The following is a 16,007-nucleotide window of genomic DNA, read 5'->3' on the forward strand; positions in this document are numbered from 1 at the left end:
CCCGCCGAGACCGTACGCGTACCGGCGCCCGCCGACGGTACGGCGGGGAGCCGCCGCCACCCCTCCGCGCAGGCCCTGGGACTCCCCGGCGCCTGCCTGCTCGCGGTCACCCTGGTGTGCCTGGTCCACACTCTCGTGGTCGTCCCGGAGCACGGCTGGAGTGCGGCGACCATGCTCGGAGTGGTTGCGGCGGCGGTCGCCTGCGGCGCGTTCATCCGCCACGAGCGGCGCGCCAAGAGCCCCCTGATCCCGCCAAGTGCCCTGGGCAAGGGGCCCGTTGTACCGGCACTCCTCGCCCTGCTGACGGCATCGGCGGCGATGTTCGGTACGCTCTTCCTCGCCACCTACTTCCTGCAGGACGCCCTTGGGCTGGATCCGTTCCAGAGCGGCCTGCGGGTGCTTCCCCTGGCCGCGATGATGGTGCTGAGTGCGCCGCTCTCGGCCGTACTGCAGCGCCGGTACGGCCCCCGCCGGACAGCCACGGCGGCGACGGCGCTCCTCGCCGCGGGCATCCTCGTCCTCTCTCGGGTCGATGGCCCGGCGACGGCATGGGCCCTCGCCGCCGGGTTCCTCCTTCTGGGCGCCGGCTTCGGCACGGTGATGGTCACCGCGACGGACGCGATCGTGCGCCATGTACCGGCCGGGAATGCGGGGGTGGCCGGCGGGCTTCAGCAGACCGCGATGAACACCGGCCCGACGCTGGGCGTCGCCGCGGCCGCCATGCTGACGTCCCTCACCTCGACGACGGGTGCCGCGCTGATGGCCCTGGCGGCCCTTGCCGTCCTCGGCATCCCCGCCGCTCGCGGACTTCCCGCCCGCACCCCGCCCGTACGCGAGCGGCCGGCTTCCCGGGGCGGCAACTCGGCGCCGGCGAAGGCCGGTTATCCACAGGAGGGTTCCTCCGGAACCGCGCCGGGCACGACGCCGCTACCGTCGGTGACATGCGCACAGGAATCCCCTTCATCAGCAGCAGAACCAGCACCAGAACCCGATCCGGAGCCGGAACGGGGACGAGAGCGGCAACCAGGAGTGGCAGCAAGACCGGTACCGGAGCCGGAATCAGAGGCGGAACCAGAGCCGGAAGCATCGTCCAGGGCTTGATCCGGATGGTCGGCCGTGCGGTTGTCGCGCTGGGTGACCTCGTGCGCCCTCAGGCGGTCAGGGCCGGCAGGGCCGCGGGGGCGCCCGTCGCCGTCGCCAGTGCCTGGTCGTACCGGTGCAGCAGCAGGCGGGCCAGCTCGGGGGCATCGCCCAGGGCGGGCGCGAGGATGTCCGCCCCGGCCTCCCGGGCCCCGGCGGCGATCCGGTCCGGCAGGAAGCCGGGGGCGATGACGTACGGTGCCACGGCCACCTGCTGTACGCCCTCGGCCCGCAGAGCCCGGACGGCGTCGGCCGTGCGGGGAAGAGAAGCGGAGGCGAACGCAGGCCGCACGGCGCACCAACCGGCGGTGCGCCGCCACTCCCACGCGATATCAGCGATCACTGCGATCGCCTCCGGGTCGGAGGAGCCCGCCGAGGCCAGGACGACCCCGGTCGAGCGGCGGTCGCCGGGCCGCAGCCCGGCCCCCGCCAGACGGCGCTCCAGGGCGCGGGTCAGGAGCCGGGACGGTCCGAGCACCTCGGCCTGGCGGATGGTCAGCCGGGGCAGGCGTGCGGAGGCCTCGCGCAGGACCGCCGGGATGTCGGACTTGGCGTGGAAGGCGCGCGTCAGGAGAAGTGGCAGCGCCACCACGTCACGTGCGCCCTCGGCCGAGAGGCGTTCCAGTACCCGGGGCACCCGGGGCGCGTTGAAGTCGAGGTGGCCGACCTCGACGCGCAGCCCGGGCCGCAGCCCCCGCACCCGCGCGCGGAGCGCGGAGACGGTCGCCGCGTGCCGTGGGTCGCGGCTGCCGTGGGCGACGACGAGGAGCGTGGGGCGGCTGGTGGGTCCGTGCATGGTGCGGTCCATGGCTCAGCTCTTGACGAGGAGGCCGCGGCTGCGCAGCACCCGCCGCTCGATCGGCGCGAAGATCAGCAGCTCGATGCCGATGCCGACGACGAGGATCAGCAGGATCGCGGAGAGGACCCAGGACATGTCCTGGAGTTCGCGCCCCTGCTCCAGCAACTGGCCCAGACCGGTCCCCAGGTCGGCCGCGTTGACGATGAGTTCGGCGGCCATCAGCGAGCGCCAGGAGAACGCCCAGCCCTGCTTGAGGCCGGCGAGATAGCCGGGCAGCGCGGCCGGCAGCAGCACGTGCCGCACCCCGGCCGGACCCGTCGCACCGATGGTGCGGCCCGCCCGCAGATAGAGAGGAGATATCTGATCGACCCCTGCCACCAGGCCGTTGGCGATGGACGGCACGGCGCCGAGCAGTACCACCGCGTAGATGGTGGCGTCGCTCAGCCCGAACCAGATGATCGCCGCCGGGACCCAGGCCACGGACGGCAGCGACTGCAGGCCGCTCAGGATCGGCCCGATCGCGGCCCGTACCGGCTTGATACGGGCGACGACCAGCCCGAGGACGGTACCGAGGGCGACCGAGGCCAGGAAGCCCAGGGCGCCACGGGAGAGGCTGGTCCACACAAAGCCCAGCAGGGTGCCTTCGAGCCACTTCTGGCGCAGCGAGTGCGCGACGTCCGCCGGGCTCGGCAGCAGATAGTGCGGCTTGAGTTCGAAGTGATAGGCGAGCTGCCACAGGGCCAGCACGATCACGACGGCGACGACGGGAGGGATCGTCTTCGACACGGCGGTACGCAGCCACGGCTGACGGTCGGTGACCGTGGACTCCAGGGCGTCGAGCCCGGCCTCCAGACCGGCGATGTCCCCGGACTCCCGGGCGGGGCCGGCGCCCCTGGCAAGGCCGACTCCCTGGGCGGGGCCGGCGTCCCGGGCGGGGTCGGCTGCCCGGGCAGTGCTGGCTGCCCCGGTGGACGGGGGTGCCCCCGGTTCGACCGCGGGGGAGGAGGTGGGGGAGGGGGCGGGGGCGGGGGAGCCGGGGGCGGTGCCGGCCGGGGTGTCAGTGCTGGCCATGGCGGCGGATCTCCCCACGGAGGTGTTCGGTGATCTCGATGGACAGGTCGGCGACCGCGGAGTCCTCGATGCGGCGCGGCTGCGGTATGTCCACCTGCCATTCCCGGGCCACCCGGCCCGGGCGGGAGGACAGCAGCACGACGCGCTGGGCGAGCCGTACGGCCTCCCGCACGTTGTGGGTGACGAAGAGGACGGAGAGGCCGCCCGTGCCGGAGCCGCTGTCGTTGGCGGCCGACCAGATGCGGGTCAGCTCGTCGTGCAGGACGTCACGGGTGATCGCGTCCAGTGCGGCGAACGGCTCGTCCATCAGCAGCAGTTGGCTGTCCTGGGCGAGGGCCCGGGCCATCGCGACGCGCTGCCGCATCCCGCCCGACAGCTCGTGCACCCGCTTGCCGTGGGCACCCTTGAGCCGGACGAGCTCCAGCAGCCGCTCGGCCTCGCCCCGCCGCTCGGCGCGCGGCACTCCGCGCAGCCGCAGCGCCAGTTCGATGTTGCGTCCCGCGGTCAGCCACGGGAACAGCGCGTGTTCCTGGAACATCAGCGCCGGCCGGCCGCCGGGCGTCTCGATGGTGCCGGCGGACGGCGCGTCCAGGCCGGCCACGAGGTTGAGCAAGGTGGACTTGCCGCAGCCCGACGCCCCCAGGAGGCAGACGAACTCGCCGGGTGCCACATCGATGCTGATGTCGTCCAGGACCTGCTGCTGTGCGCCCGGTCGGCCGAACGACTTCGAGACATGGCCGATACGGGCCGCGTGGGGCACAGCGGTGGCGGTGTCCGTGCCCGCCGTGGCGGGCTCCTGTTTCGTGAGCGTGGTGGTCGTCATCGGGGTCACCTCCTGGAGAAGTCTGGAGAAGTGCGGTGCGGACTACTTGCTGCCGAGCCCGGCGTCGTCGACCGGCGGTCTGCCCTCGGCCTTCAGTACCTTGTTCAGCGGCCTGAGGTCGTAGATGCCCTTGAGGCCGGACGTCTTCAGCAGGCCCGCCTGGACGGCGTGGTCCGCTTCCGCCTGCAGGGTGGCGGCCAGCGGGTCATCGGTGATGTCGATGTTCCGGAACGCCGGGCCGAGGACGTTGTCCGGCAGCGGTTTGCCGGTCACCTGCGCATCGGCGAGCTGGTCGTTGAGCGCCCGCTTCGCCTCGTCCGGGTGCGACCGGATCCAGGCGTTGGTCCGCACCGAGGCCCGCAGCACCGCTTCGACGGCCTTCGGGTGCTCCTCGAGGAACCGCTGCGAGACGATCACATTCGTGATGACGAACTTGCCGTCCTTCCAAAGCTTCCGCTCGTCCAGAAGCGTCCTGCCGCCCGCGGCGACGAGTTTGGCGGCGGTGGGCTCGGGCACCCAGGCACCGTCGATGGAGCCCTGCTCGAAGACGGTCGGCGTCACCTTGTTGTCGGTGCGCTGGACGGTGACGTCGCCCTTGCCGGTGGTCGCGTCGACCGTGTAGCCCTTCTCGGCGAGGAAGTTCAGCAGCGCCACGTCCTGGGTGTTGCCCAGCTGCGGGGTCGCGATCGTCTTGCCCTTCAGGTCGTCAAGACCCTTGATCTTCCGGGGGTTGACGACGAGCGAGACGCCGCCGGAGGCCGAGCCCGAGATGATCTTCAGGCTCTTGCCGTGGGACGTGGTGTATCCGTTGATCGCGGGGGAGGGGCCGATCCAGCCGATGTCCAGCGCACCGGAGTTGAGCGCCTCGATCTCCGCGGGGCCCGCGTTGAAGACGGAGCCCTTCACCGCGGTGCCGCCCAGTTCCTTCTGGAACAGGCCTTTCCGCAGGCCGATCAGGGGAGTGGCGTGGGTGGTGTTGCCGAAGAAGCCGATTCTGACCTGATCGAGGCCGTCGACCTTGGGTCCCTTGGGGGCGGCGGCGCCGGCCGAGAGGGTGTCCTTCTTCGCCTGGGAGCCGTAGCCGCAGGCGCCCAGCGCGCCTGTCAGCACAGGGACGGTGACGGCGGCCGCCAGCAGGCGGCGTCGGACGGCAGACACGGGAGGAGTTCCTCTCGGAGGGCCGGGGCGGTAGGTGCCCCTCTAGGGAGCGCCCGGCGGAGCGGTGGATCTTCGGAAAGGAGGTGTGGGGGAAGGGTGTACGGCTACGGGCACCGTCATCGTCAGCGCACACATCGGCCGACTCCGCCCTGCCCGCTCCCCAGGGCGCCGCTGCCGATGCGGCCGCCCTCCTTCGCGAAGGTCGCGTAGATGTCCTGGAACATGGTCAGAAGTCCCATCCCTCGTCGTCCGGCTGATCGGCCGGTGCGGCAGCCGAGGGCGCCGCCGCGAAGGCGGTACCCGCCATCCCCGCGGTCAGCGTCGTACCGTCCGCCGGGTCGATCAGCAGGAAGGAGCCGGTGCGGCGGGAGTCGGCGTAGGCGTCCAGGGCCAGCGGCTCGGCGGTGCGGAGGACCACCCGGCCGATGTCGTTGGCGGCCAGCTCGCCCGGGGCCGGGTGCTGGGACAGGCCGTGCCGCACGTCGGACGCGGCCAGGGTGAGCCGCGACGGAATGTCCTTGACGATCGCCTTGACGGTCCGGGTGGTGTGCTTGAGCAGCACCCGCCGGCCGGCCGTCAGGGGACGGTCGTGCAGATGGCAGACGGTGGCCTCGACGTCCTGCGTGGTGGCGGGAGCCGAGGCGGTGGGCACGATCATGTCCCCGCGCGAGACATCGACATCATCGGCGAGCCGGACGGTCACCGACTGCGGTGCCCAGGCGACGTCCACGGACCCGCCCAGCCCGTCGATGCCCTCGATGGTGCTCGTACGGCCGGAGGGCAGCACGGTCACGGCCTCGCCGGCGCGCAGCACGCCGGAGGCGATCTGCCCCGCGTAGCCGCGGTAGTCGGGGTGCTCCGCGGACTGCGGGCGGATGACGTACTGGACCGGGAAGCGCGCCGGGTCGCCGGACGGGTCGCCGCCGACGGGCACGGTCTCCAGGTGCTCCAGCACGGTCGGGCCGCCGTACCAGTCCATGTGCGCGGACGGGGTCACCACGTTGTCGCCGGCCAGCGCCGAGATCGGGATCGCGGTGACCTCCGGGACGCCGAGGGCGGTGGCGTACGCGGTGAACTCCTCGGCGATGGCCGCGAAGACGGGCTCCGCGTAGTCCGCCAGGTCCATCTTGTTGACGGCCAGGACGACGTGCGGGACGCGGAGCAGCGCCGCCACCGCGGCATGGCGGCGGGTCTGCTCGACCACGCCGTTGCGGGCGTCGACCAGGACGACGGCCAGCTCGGCGGTGGAGGCGCCGGTGACCATGTTCCGGGTGTACTGCACGTGCCCGGGGGTGTCGGCCAGGATGAACCGCCGCCGGGGCGTGGCGAAGTAGCGGTAGGCGACGTCGATGGTGATGCCCTGCTCGCGCTCGGCGCGCAGGCCGTCCGTCAGCAGCGCCAGGTCCGGCGCCTCCTGGCCACGGCTGCGCGACGCGTGCTCCACGGCCTCCAGCTGATCGGCCAGCACGGACTTGGAGTCGTGCAGCAGCCGGCCCACCAGGGTGGACTTGCCGTCGTCGACGGAGCCCGCGGTGGCGAAGCGCAGCAGCGAGGTGGCCGAGGTCCCGGCCGCCGGGTCGATGATGTCGGTGCTCATGCTCAGAAGTACCCCTCGCGCTTACGGTCCTCCATGGCGGCCTCGGACAGCTTGTCGTCGGCACGGGTGGCGCCCCGCTCGGTGAGCCGGGACGCGGCGATCTCCGCGATCACGGCCTCGATGGTGGCCGCGTCGGAGTCGACGGCACCGGTGCAGGACATATCGCCGACGGTGCGGTAGCGCACCAGCCGGGTCTCGACGGTCTCGCCGTCCTTCGGGCCGCCCCACTCGCCCGGCGCCAGCCACATGCCGTGGCGGGCGAAGACCTCGCGCTCGTGCGCGAAGTAGATGGCGGGCAGTTCGATCTTCTCGCGGGCGATGTACTGCCAGACGTCCAGCTCGGTCCAGTTGGACAGCGGGAAGATGCGGACGTGCTCGCCGGGCGAGTGCCGGCCGTTGTAGAGCTGCCAGAGCTCCGGGCGCTGCCGGCGCGGGTCCCAGCCGCCGAACTCGTCGCGCAGCGAGAACACCCGCTCCTTGGCGCGGGCCTTCTCCTCGTCCCGCCGCCCGCCGCCGAACACCGCGTCGAACCGGTGCCGCTCGATCGCGTCCAGCAGCGGCACGGTCTGCAGGGGGTTGCGGGTGCCGTCGGGGCGCTCGCGCAGCTCACCGCGGTCGATGAAGTCCTGTACGGACGCGATGTGCAGCCGCAGGCCGTGGCGTTCGGCCGTGCGGTCGCGGTAGTCGAGGACCTCGGGGAAGTTGTGGCCGGTGTCGACGTGGAGCAGGGAGAAGGGGACGGCGGCCGGAGCGAACGCCTTGAGCGCCAGGTGCAGCATGACGATGGAGTCCTTGCCGCCGGAGAAGAGGATCACCGGCCGTTCGAACTCGCCCGCCACCTCACGGAAGATGTGCACCGCCTCGGACTCCAGGGCGTCGAGGTGCGACAGCGCGTAGGGGGAGTCGCCGTGGCCGGAACCGGCCTCGGATCTCGCTGCCGTCGTCATACCAGTCCCCTCTCGGTGAGCAGCGCGTAGAGCGCCGCCGCGGACTCCTGCACGGTCTGGGTGTGCGACGCGATGCGCAGATCGGGCGATTCGGGGGCCTCGTACGGGTCGTCCACACCGGTCAGGCCGGAGATCTCGCCGGCCGCCTGCTTGGCGTAGAGCCCCTTCACGTCGCGCTCGGAGCACACCTCGACCGGGGTGGCCACATGCACCTCCAGGTACGCGGTGCCCTCGCTCTGGTGGCGCTTGCGCACCGCCTCGCGGCTGTCGGCGTACGGCGCGATCACCGGCACCAGTGCCTTGACGCCGTTGCTCGCCAGCAGCTCGGCCACGAAGCCGATCCGCTGGACGTTGGTGTGCCGGTCCTCGCGGGTGAACCCGAGGCCCGCGGAGAGGAACTCGCGGATCTCGTCGCCGTCGAGCACCTCGGCACGGTGGCCCTCGTCCCGCAGCCGGCCGGCCAGCTCGCGTGCGATCGTCGTCTTGCCGGCGCTCGGCAGACCGGTCAGCCAGATCGTGGCACCCGTCATCGATATCTCCTGATGCTCTGTCATCCGTGCAGCCCGCACTCGGTCTTGCTGCTCCCGGCCCAGCGGCCGGCCCTGGCGTCCTCGCCCGCCGCCACCCGGCGGGTGCAGGGCGCACAGCCGACGGAGGAGTAGCCGTCCATCAGCAGCGGGTTGGTGAGCACACCGTGCTCGGCCACGTACGCGTCCACGTCGTCCTGCGTCCAGCGGGCGATCGGCGAGACCTTCACCTTCCGCCGCCGGGCGTCCCAGCCGACGACCGGCGTGGCCGCCCGGGTCGGTGACTCGTCCCGGCGCAGGCCGGTCGCCCAGGCGTCGTAGCCGGTCAGGCCCTCTTCGAGCGGCTTGACCTTGCGCAGCGCACAGCACAGATCGGGGTCCCGGTCGTGCAGCCGGGGGCCGTACTCGGCGTCCTGTTCGGCCACCGTCTGACGCGGCGTCAGGGTGAGTACGTTGACGTCCATCACCTCGGCGACCGCGTCCCGGGTACCGAGGGTCTCCGGGAAGTGGTAGCCGGTGTCCAGGAAGACCACGTCCACGCCCGGGAAGGCCCGTGAGGCCAGGTGCGCGACGACCGCGTCCTCCATGGAGGAGGTGACGCAGAAGCGCGCACCGAAGGTCTCGGCGGCCCAGGCGAGGATCTGAAGGGCGGGCGCGTCCTCCAGCTCGCGGCCCGCCCGCTCGGCGAGCCGCTGAAGGTCGGCAGCGGTGGTCACGGGGTACCTCCGTCGGAAGCGGAAGGGGAGAGACTGCCGGTGGCTCCCGGGGCCAGCAGTCCCAGGAACTTCAGCCGGAACGCGCGGCTGCAGGCCCGGCATTCCCACGCCGCTCCCTCTCCGCGGGCGGTCGCCGTCTCGGAAGGGCGCAGGTCCTCGTCCCCGCAGTACGGGCAGTGGAACGGCGCGGCGCGTTCGCTCACGGTGTCCTCCGCTCGGCCTCGGTGTGCTGCTCGCTCACTTCAGCGCACCCTCTTCCGCCCGGGCCGCCCACTGGGCGAACCGCTCGCCGTCGGCGCGCTGCTCCTGGAAGGCGCGCAGCACCCGCTCGACATAGTCCGGGAGTTCGTCGGCGGTGACCTTCAGGCCGCGGACCTTGCGGCCGAAGCCGGCCTCCAGGCCCAGCGCGCCGCCCAGGTGTACCTGGAAGCCCTCGACCTGGTTGCCGTCCTCGTCCAGCACCAGCTGGCCCTTCAGGCCGATGTCCGCGACCTGGATGCGGGCGCAGGCGTTCGGGCAGCCGTTGATGTTGATGGTGACCGGCTCGTCGAACTCCGGGAGCCGGCGCTCCAGTTCGTCGATCAGTGAGGCGCCGCGGCCCTTGGTCTCGACGATCGCCAGCTTGCAGTACTCGATACCGGTGCAGGCCATCGTGCCGCGCCGGAACGGGGACGGCTTGACCCGCAGGTCGAGCGCCTCCAGGCCGGCGACCAGCGAGTCGACCCGCGACGCGTCGATGTCCAGCACGATCATCTTCTGCTCGGCGGTGGTCCGCAGCCGGTCCGACCCGTGCTCCGCGGCGAGGGCGGCGATCTTGGTGAGGGCGGCGCCGTCCAGCCGGCCGACGCGCGGGGCGAAGCCGACGTAGTAGCGGCCGTCCCGCTGCCTGTGCACCCCGACGTGGTCGCGCCACCGCTGGGCGGGCTGCCGCGGGGCGGGCCCGTCGGTCAGCTTCCGCTGGAGGTACTCGTCCTCCAGCACCTGGCGGAACTTCTCCGCGCCCCAGTCGGCGACCAGGAACTTCAGACGGGCGCGGGTGCGCAGCCGCCGGTAGCCGTAGTCGCGGAAGATCGAGATGACGCCTTCGTAGACATCGGCGGCCTCCTCGCGCGAGACCCACACACCGAGCCGGACGCCGAGCTTGGGGTTGGTGGACAGCCCCCCGCCGACCCACACATCGAAGCCCGGACCGTGCTCGGGGTGCTCGACGCCGACGAACGAGATGTCGTTGATCTCGTGCGCGACGTCCAGCAGCGGTGACCCGGACACCGCGGACTTGAACTTGCGCGGCAGGTTGGAGAACGCGGGGTTGCCGATGATCCGGCGCTGGATCTCCTCGATGACCGGGGTGCCGTCGATGATCTCGTCCTCGGCGATACCGGCGACCGGCGAACCGAGGATGACCCGGGGGGTGTCACCGCAGGCCTCGGTGGTGGACAGGCCGACCGCCTCCAGCCGCTGCCAGATCTCCGGCACGTCCTCGATGCGGATCCAGTGGTACTGGACGTTCTGCCGGTCGGTGAGGTCCGCGGTGCCGCGGGCGAACTCCTGCGAGACCTCGCCGATCACCCGGAGCTGCTCGGTGGTCAGCCGGCCGCCGTCGATGCGGACCCGGAGCATGAAGTACCTGTCGTCCAGCTCCTCCGGCTCCAGTATCGCGGTCTTGCCGCCGTCGATCCCGGGTTTGCGCTGGGTGTACAGGCCCCACCAACGCATCCGTCCGCGCAGGTCGTTGGGGTCGATCGAGTCGAAGCCGGCCTTGGAGTAGATCGTCTCAATGCGTGTCCGCACATTGAGACCGTCGTCGTCCTTCTTGAACTGCTCGTTGCCGTTCAGCGGCGTGAAATGGCCTGCGGCCCACTGGCCCTCGCCGCGGTGGCGTCCGGCCTTGCGGCGGGGTGTGGCGGCTGTTGCCGCAGGGCTGTTCGGGGTGGCGGCCATGGGGATACGTCCTTCTGGGCGGGCTCAGGGAAGCCGGACCGGTCGCCGGGCACCACGCCGGCCTGCGCGGACGCGCCGAAAGGCGGCGCGTGGCAACGCGTGGCGACGCGTCGAAAGGCCGAGGGTGCGGGGTGTGCGGTCCGTGGGGTCTCAGCACGTCCACGGCGATGGGGACGGCGGGGAATTCAGCGCTGCTGGGTGCTGTGGAGGGTCAATGCCCCCGAGGCGTTCTCGCCTCAGCCCGCCCGACAAATGGCGCTGGACATGCGGCCGAGGTCGACGTGCCGCCGACACACCAAGGCAATTCCAGCTCGAGACATGACGGAAGCGTGGCACGCCGCTCTTCGGACAGTCCACTGTCATCCAGGATGCGGACGTCAGTGTCTCGAATGACGAGATGGTGTGATGTCGGTCACTCCGGAGCTCGGGGTCGGGGTTCAGGGCTTGGTGCTCGGGGCTTGGTGCTTCGGGCTCGTGGGATCAGTGGAAGCGGGGGAATCAGTCGATCGGTCCGGCTCCCGGCCAGGGGCCCGGGGCCGGTACCTCGGCCTCCTCGGTCACTGTGGTCTCGTACAGCCGGAAGCCGCGCCGCCGGTAGTTGGTCATCGCGTGCACGCCGTCCTTGCTGCAGGTGTGCAGCCACACCCGCTTGGTCGGCGCCTGCCCCGGCCACCGCTCGGCCAGGTCCCAGGCCCGCTCGATCCCGTACGTCAGCAGGTGGCCGCCGATCCGACGTCCCCGGAAGGCCGGGACGAGCCCGAAGTAGGTGATCTCCACCGATCCGTCCTGGTCCGCCGCCAGCTCGACGAAGCCGGCGGGCGTACCGCGCTCATAGGCCACCCAGGTCTCCACGCCCGGCCGCCCCAGGTACTCCGCCCACCGCACATACGGCCACGTCAGCCGGTCGGTCCAGGTCACGTCCCCGCCGACGGCCGTATAGAGGAAACGGCTGAATTCGGGCGAAGGCACCTCGGACCGCACGATACCGACGCCCTGCCCGGCCGGTGGCTGCTGCGCGGGGCGCAGGTCGGCGTGCGAGGTCTGCTCGAGGTACCAGGTGGTGACCGAGATGCTCATGCGGTCAGCACATCACACCTGGCAGCGGGAAGCGGAGCCGCCCCGACCGGCGGCAGTCCGGATCATGAGACGGTGACTCACCGAGTGGAACCTCACCGAGTGGGATCCTCGCCGAGTGAGGCCTCAGCGAGTGGGACCTCGCCGAGTGGAATCCTCACTGCGTGGCAGGCCTGGACAGCGCATCTGCCGGCCACCCGGCCCCCTCCGGAGCGCCGGGCCCGCCCGCCGCGCCCCGCCGGGCCGCCAGCACCGCCGGCGCCAGTGACTGCGGCAGCAGGTGCACGGGCCGCGACGGCAGCCGGAGATCCACCGCCGCCCCGTCCGCGAAGCGGTACGGCCGGTGCGCCAGGACGCCCCCGAGATGGCGGCGCAGCCGGGACAGCTCGGCGCGCACCGTCACCGTACGGCTCGCATCGCCGAACAGGTCCTGGGCCAGCTCGGCGGCGCTGCGCCCCTGCGGATGCGAGGCGAGGACGAACAGCAGCTCGGCATGGCGCGGCGTCAGCTCGTGCGACCAGCTGCCGGCCGGCCCGCTGACCGTGACCGTCCAGCCGTCCCGCCCGCTGACGTCCAGCACCACCCGGCTCGGCCCGGCTTCCCCTTCCGGGTGGCCCACCCGGATCAGCCAGCCGCCGGGCAGCGGCTCCAGGGCGCACATGCCGTAGCGCGGCAGCCACAGCGGTCCGGCCCCCGGCGCCTTGGGCAGCGCCACCCGGTCCGGCGGCGCCAGGCCCGTCACCCCCGCCACCCAGCCGTGCGGGTCGACGGCGAGTGCCCGCCCGCCGAGCCGCGCCAGCACCGGCGCCGCACTCGACCGCAGCCGCTCCAGGGACGCATGGTGGCGGGTGCGCAGTTCGCCCTCCGCCAGCCGCGCCACCGCGGACACCAGTGACAGCGTCGTGGGATGGAAACCGTGTGCCGGACCACTGACGTCCACGGTGCCCAACAGGCGCCCGTCGCGCGGGTCGTGGAGCGGCGCCGCGGCACATGTCCACAGGTGGTGGCTGCGGACGAAATGCTCGGCCGAGTGCACCAGAACGGGGCGGCGGGCCACCAGCGCCGTGCCGATGGCGTTGGTGCCCACCACCCCCTCCGTCCAGTCCGCGCCCTTGTCGAAGCCGAGCCGGTCGGCCATCCGCCGGACCGGCGCACTGCCCTCCCGCCACAGCACCCGCCCCTCGGCGTCGGTGACGACCATGATCTGCTGTGCGGCGTCGGCGGCCGCCAGCAGTCCCTCGTTGAGCACCGGCAGCACGGACGCCAGCTGGGACTGCTGACGGCGGTGCTCCAACTCCGCGACGGACAGCAGATGCTGGGGCTGCTCGCCGTCCGGATCCACACCCGAGCCCAGCACCCGGCGCCAGGACTCGCCGATGACCGCACGGGGTGCGGCAGCCGCTGCATCAACCGACCCCTCGCTCGCGAGCGCGGCGTCGTGGACGGTGGCGAGCCGGCGCGCGGTCGCCCGGGTCTCGTGGGCCGACCACACGGCGCTGTCGATCGGTCTCTCGCTCACACTGCTCTCCGTTGTGCCCGCCGGTTGTGCCGCCCGGTTGTGGCTGCCGGGTGTCCTGCCGGACCGGCCCCACCAGGCCGTTCCGGAGCCGCCATTGTCCTGATCCGCCGCGAACAACTGCAACGCATTGCAACCGTTGTGGCCTATGACGCGTACCCGGGACTCTGGTGCGAGCGGCCGATGGCTTCTCGCCACCACGAGGTTTGCCGGTCCACCCGTCGGAGAACCCGCGGGCTGTTGCCGGGATTCCATCGGCCGCCACACGCGACATCGGCTCGGCGTGGGGAGGTGGCACACCGTGGCCGCCCCTGCTCCGCGCATCGTGGTGATCGGAGCGAACGAGGGGCCACGGATCGTCCGTGCCAACCGGCTGGCCGGCCACTACGGAGTCCCCCGGCTGCCCGCGGTCGACGTCCTGATCACGCGTCAGCCGCTGCCCGCCGGCGGGTTCGTCATCGACGGCCCGCCGCGACTGCTCGACCGCATCGCCGGACCGGGCGGTCCGCTGCCCGCGCTGGAGCCGGCCGACCTCGTCGTGGCGCTGCGCGGGGCGGAGTGGACCGGCGCGGGCCGGGCCTGCCGGGTGCTGCGCTACTACGAGGCGCGCGGGGTGCTGATCGCCTTCCCGCCGGACGTACCGGACGGCGAGATCATTGTGGCGGTCGACGCGGCGGTGCGCGGACGTACCACGGCGGACCCGGCACCGGGGGACCGGCCGTAGAGCGCGCACCGGGCGCCTCGGCGCGGGCGGGGCTGCCGGCGAACCGGCCCCTGGGGCCACAGACCGGGAACGGTGCCGAGTCGGCGCGGCACCGCTCCCCGACCGGCGCGGCGGCGGCACCCCCCTGTCCCCGTCCCTCCGCGAGGCCCTGGGCCCGGAGCGACGCGGAACCGCCGCCGCGCCGCTGTCCCATGGCGTGCCCGACGCCCGTCCTCAGCGGTCCACGGAGTGCCCGGCGGCGCCGTCCTCAGCGGTCCACGGTGTGTCCGGCGTTGCCTTCCTCAGCGGTCCACGGCGGCCCGGCAGCGCCGTCCTCAGTGATCCACCACCGGCCGGGCCCGCGCCACGACCGCCGCGAGGTCCAGCGTGTGCGGCAGCGTCCCGAACGCCGCCCCCGCATCGCCGCCCAGCCGGGAGGCGCAGAACGCGTCCGCGACCTCGGGCGGGGCGTAACGCACCAGCAGCGACCCCTGGAGAACCAGCGCCATCCGCTCCACCAGGCGGCGGGCCCGGGCCTCGATGCCCTCCAGATCGGCGAGTTCGGTGAGCATGCCCCTGATCGCCCGGTCCAGCCGGTGGTCCGCGCCGCGCGCCGTACCGATCTCGGTCAGCAAGGCGTTCAGCGCCTCCGGCTCCCGCCGCAGCGCCCGCAGCACGTCCAGCGCCTGGACGTTCCCGGCCCCCTCCCAGATCGAATGGAGCGGTGCCGCACGCAGCAGCCGGGGCATCCCCGACTCCTCCACATACCCGTTGCCGCCCAGGCACTCCAGCGCCTCGGTCACCACCGGCGTGCACCGCTTGGTCACCCAGTACTTCGCCACTGGAACCGCCAGCCGCAGAAAGTGCCGGTCCTGCTCGGCGCCGCCGTCGTACGCCGCCGCCAGCCGCAGCGCCAGCGTGGTCGCCGCCTCCGACTCCAGCGCCAGATCGGCCAGCACATTGCGCATCAGCGGCTGGTCGATCAGCCGGCCGCCGAACGCCTCCCGGTACGCGCTGTGGTGCAGCGCCTGTACCACCGCCTGGCGCATCACCGCGGCCGAGGCGGTGACGCAGTCCGCCCGGGTCGCCGCCACCATCTCGATGATCGTGGCCACCCCGCGGCCCTCCTCGCCGACCCGGCGCACCCAGGTGCGCCCGTCGAACTCCACCTCCGCGGAGGCGTTCGCGCGGTCGCCGAGCTTGTCCTTGAGCCGCTGGATCCGGAACGCGTTACGGCTGCCGTCCGGCAGCACCCGCGGCAGCAGAAAGCAGGTGAGCCCGCCCGGCGCCCGCGCCAGCACCAGGAAGACGTCCGACATCGGTGCCGAACAGAACCACTTGTGACCGGTCAGCACGTACTCGCCGGACGCGGCCAGCGGCTCGGCGCGGGTCGTGAGGGCGCGTACGTCACTGCCGCCCTGCTTCTCCGTCATGGCCATGCCCGCCAGCGCGCCCCCCTTCTCGGTGACCGGCCGCAGCTCCTGGCCGTAGATCCGGGAGGTCAGCAGCGGCTCCCACGCGGCCGCCAGTTCCGGCTCGGCGCGCAGCGCGGGCACCGCCGCGTGGGTCATCGACAGCGGACAGCCGTGCCCGGCCTCGGCCTGGGTCCACACCAGGAAGCCAGCGGTCCGGCGGACATGGCCGTCCGGACGGGACCAGGCGTCGGTCAGACCGGCCGCGACGGCGTGGCCGAGCAGCCGGTGCCACGCCGGGTGGAACTCCACCTCGTCGATGCGGTGGCCGTAGCGGTCATGGGTGTGCAGCACCGGCGGATGGTCGTTCGCCTGTGCACCCCACCGCTGGGCGGGCGCCGACCCGGCCGCCCGCCCCAGGAGCCCCAGCTCCTCCCGTACTTCGTCGAGCCGTTCGCCGGCGACATACCGGGCCACACCCTCGGTCAGTGCCGGGTCGCCGGCGAAGACGTCGTAGCCGACCAGCGGCGGGGGCTGATTCGTCACCGTATGAGTCGTTGCTGCCATGCCAGATACGGTAAGG

At 72.6% G+C, this 16,007-nt stretch carries 15 protein-coding genes; 2 read left to right on the top strand and 13 right to left on the bottom strand.

Translation table 11 applies throughout. The annotated features are described in order from the left end of the window. A partial coding sequence (locus AZE13_RS11445) for an MFS transporter (protein WP_147264658.1) occupies positions 1-1,101 on the top strand: 1,101 nt, incomplete at its 5' end. Between the two features lie 49 nt (positions 1,102-1,150). Here AZE13_RS11445 and AZE13_RS11450 read toward each other — a convergent pair. From AZE13_RS11450 to AZE13_RS11505, 12 genes are all read right to left on the bottom strand, one after another. Beyond that, on the bottom strand, positions 1,151-1,936 hold the full coding sequence (locus AZE13_RS11450) for a sirohydrochlorin chelatase (RefSeq protein WP_066930615.1): 786 nt from the start codon (positions 1,934-1,936) through the stop codon (positions 1,151-1,153). Positions 1,937-1,951: 15 nt separating this feature from the next. After that, a complete protein-coding gene (locus tag AZE13_RS11455; protein ID WP_066929787.1) occupies positions 1,952-3,010 on the bottom strand; it encodes an ABC transporter permease in 1,059 nt (352 codons plus the stop codon). Beyond that, the gene (locus AZE13_RS11460) at positions 2,997-3,833 is read right to left on the bottom strand and encodes an ABC transporter ATP-binding protein (RefSeq protein WP_066929789.1); all 837 of its coding nucleotides are present in this window, start codon (positions 3,831-3,833) and stop codon (positions 2,997-2,999) included. Before AZE13_RS11460 ends, AZE13_RS11455 begins: the two co-directional genes overlap by 14 nt. A 42-nt stretch (positions 3,834-3,875) precedes the next feature. Beyond that, positions 3,876-4,991, bottom strand: coding sequence for an aliphatic sulfonate ABC transporter substrate-binding protein (locus tag AZE13_RS11465; RefSeq protein ID WP_066929791.1), 1,116 nt, complete (start codon positions 4,989-4,991; stop codon positions 3,876-3,878). Between the two features lie 226 nt (positions 4,992-5,217). Continuing rightward, positions 5,218-6,588 (bottom strand): sulfate adenylyltransferase subunit 1, encoded by a 1,371-nt coding sequence (locus AZE13_RS11470; protein WP_066929793.1) that lies wholly within the window; start codon positions 6,586-6,588, stop codon positions 5,218-5,220. 2 nt (positions 6,589-6,590) lie between these two features. Continuing rightward, complete coding sequence (gene cysD / locus AZE13_RS11475; RefSeq protein ID WP_066929795.1) at positions 6,591-7,535, bottom strand: sulfate adenylyltransferase subunit CysD; 945 nt, start codon at positions 7,533-7,535, stop codon at positions 6,591-6,593. Further along, positions 7,532-8,065 (bottom strand): adenylyl-sulfate kinase, encoded by a 534-nt coding sequence (gene cysC / locus AZE13_RS11480; RefSeq protein WP_066929797.1) that lies wholly within the window; start codon positions 8,063-8,065, stop codon positions 7,532-7,534. The genes cysD and cysC overlap by 4 nt, the downstream gene beginning before the upstream one ends. A 20-nt stretch (positions 8,066-8,085) precedes the next feature. Beyond that, positions 8,086-8,778: a phosphoadenylyl-sulfate reductase gene (locus AZE13_RS11485; RefSeq protein ID WP_066929799.1), complete on the bottom strand. Its 693-nt coding sequence runs from the start codon at positions 8,776-8,778 to the stop codon at positions 8,086-8,088. Beyond that, complete coding sequence (locus tag AZE13_RS11490; RefSeq protein ID WP_066929801.1) at positions 8,775-8,981, bottom strand: hypothetical protein; 207 nt, start codon at positions 8,979-8,981, stop codon at positions 8,775-8,777. The genes AZE13_RS11485 and AZE13_RS11490 overlap by 4 nt, the downstream gene beginning before the upstream one ends. A gap of 34 nt (positions 8,982-9,015) precedes the next feature. Then, complete coding sequence (locus AZE13_RS11495; protein ID WP_066929803.1) at positions 9,016-10,719, bottom strand: nitrite/sulfite reductase; 1,704 nt, start codon at positions 10,717-10,719, stop codon at positions 9,016-9,018. A gap of 498 nt (positions 10,720-11,217) precedes the next feature. Then, entirely contained in the window at positions 11,218-11,796 is a 579-nt protein-coding gene (locus AZE13_RS11500) for a GNAT family N-acetyltransferase (protein WP_066929805.1), read from the bottom strand. Positions 11,797-11,950: 154 nt separating this feature from the next. After that, on the bottom strand, positions 11,951-13,312 hold the full coding sequence (locus tag AZE13_RS11505) for a helix-turn-helix domain-containing protein (RefSeq protein ID WP_066929807.1): 1,362 nt from the start codon (positions 13,310-13,312) through the stop codon (positions 11,951-11,953). 298 nt (positions 13,313-13,610) lie between these two features. On the opposite strand from AZE13_RS11505, the gene AZE13_RS11510 reads away from it, so the two are divergent. Beyond that, complete coding sequence (locus tag AZE13_RS11510; protein ID WP_066929809.1) at positions 13,611-14,033, top strand: hypothetical protein; 423 nt, start codon at positions 13,611-13,613, stop codon at positions 14,031-14,033. 314 nt (positions 14,034-14,347) lie between these two features. Here AZE13_RS11510 and AZE13_RS11515 read toward each other — a convergent pair whose 3' ends face one another. Beyond that, complete coding sequence (locus AZE13_RS11515) at positions 14,348-15,991, bottom strand: acyl-CoA dehydrogenase family protein (RefSeq protein WP_066929811.1); 1,644 nt, start codon at positions 15,989-15,991, stop codon at positions 14,348-14,350. Positions 15,992-16,007: the final 16 nt, after the last annotated feature.

Origin of the sequence: Streptomyces sp. NBRC 110611, from assembly GCF_001590865.1 — a bacterium.
In the GTDB taxonomy this organism is placed as follows: domain Bacteria; phylum Actinomycetota; class Actinomycetes; order Streptomycetales; family Streptomycetaceae; genus Streptomyces.

What these genes read in the sequence shown, in the direction of transcription:
- cysD (WP_066929795.1), bottom strand. Translation starts at nt 7,535, where the DNA reads ATGACGACGGCAGCGAGATCCGAGGCCGGTTCCGGCCACGGCGACTCC.
- AZE13_RS11470 (WP_066929793.1), bottom strand. Translation starts at nt 6,588, where the DNA reads ATGAGCACCGACATCATCGACCCGGCGGCCGGGACCTCGGCCACCTCG.
- AZE13_RS11515 (WP_066929811.1), bottom strand. Translation starts at nt 15,991, where the DNA reads ATGGCAGCAACGACTCATACGGTGACGAATCAGCCCCCGCCGCTGGTC.
- AZE13_RS11450 (WP_066930615.1), bottom strand. Translation starts at nt 1,936, where the DNA reads ATGCACGGACCCACCAGCCGCCCCACGCTCCTCGTCGTCGCCCACGGC.
- AZE13_RS11455 (WP_066929787.1), bottom strand. Translation starts at nt 3,010, where the DNA reads ATGGCCAGCACTGACACCCCGGCCGGCACCGCCCCCGGCTCCCCCGCC.
- AZE13_RS11460 (WP_066929789.1), bottom strand. Translation starts at nt 3,833, where the DNA reads ATGACGACCACCACGCTCACGAAACAGGAGCCCGCCACGGCGGGCACG.
- AZE13_RS11500 (WP_066929805.1), bottom strand. Translation starts at nt 11,796, where the DNA reads ATGAGCATCTCGGTCACCACCTGGTACCTCGAGCAGACCTCGCACGCC.
- cysC (WP_066929797.1), bottom strand. Translation starts at nt 8,065, where the DNA reads ATGACGGGTGCCACGATCTGGCTGACCGGTCTGCCGAGCGCCGGCAAG.
- AZE13_RS11495 (WP_066929803.1), bottom strand. Translation starts at nt 10,719, where the DNA reads ATGGCCGCCACCCCGAACAGCCCTGCGGCAACAGCCGCCACACCCCGC.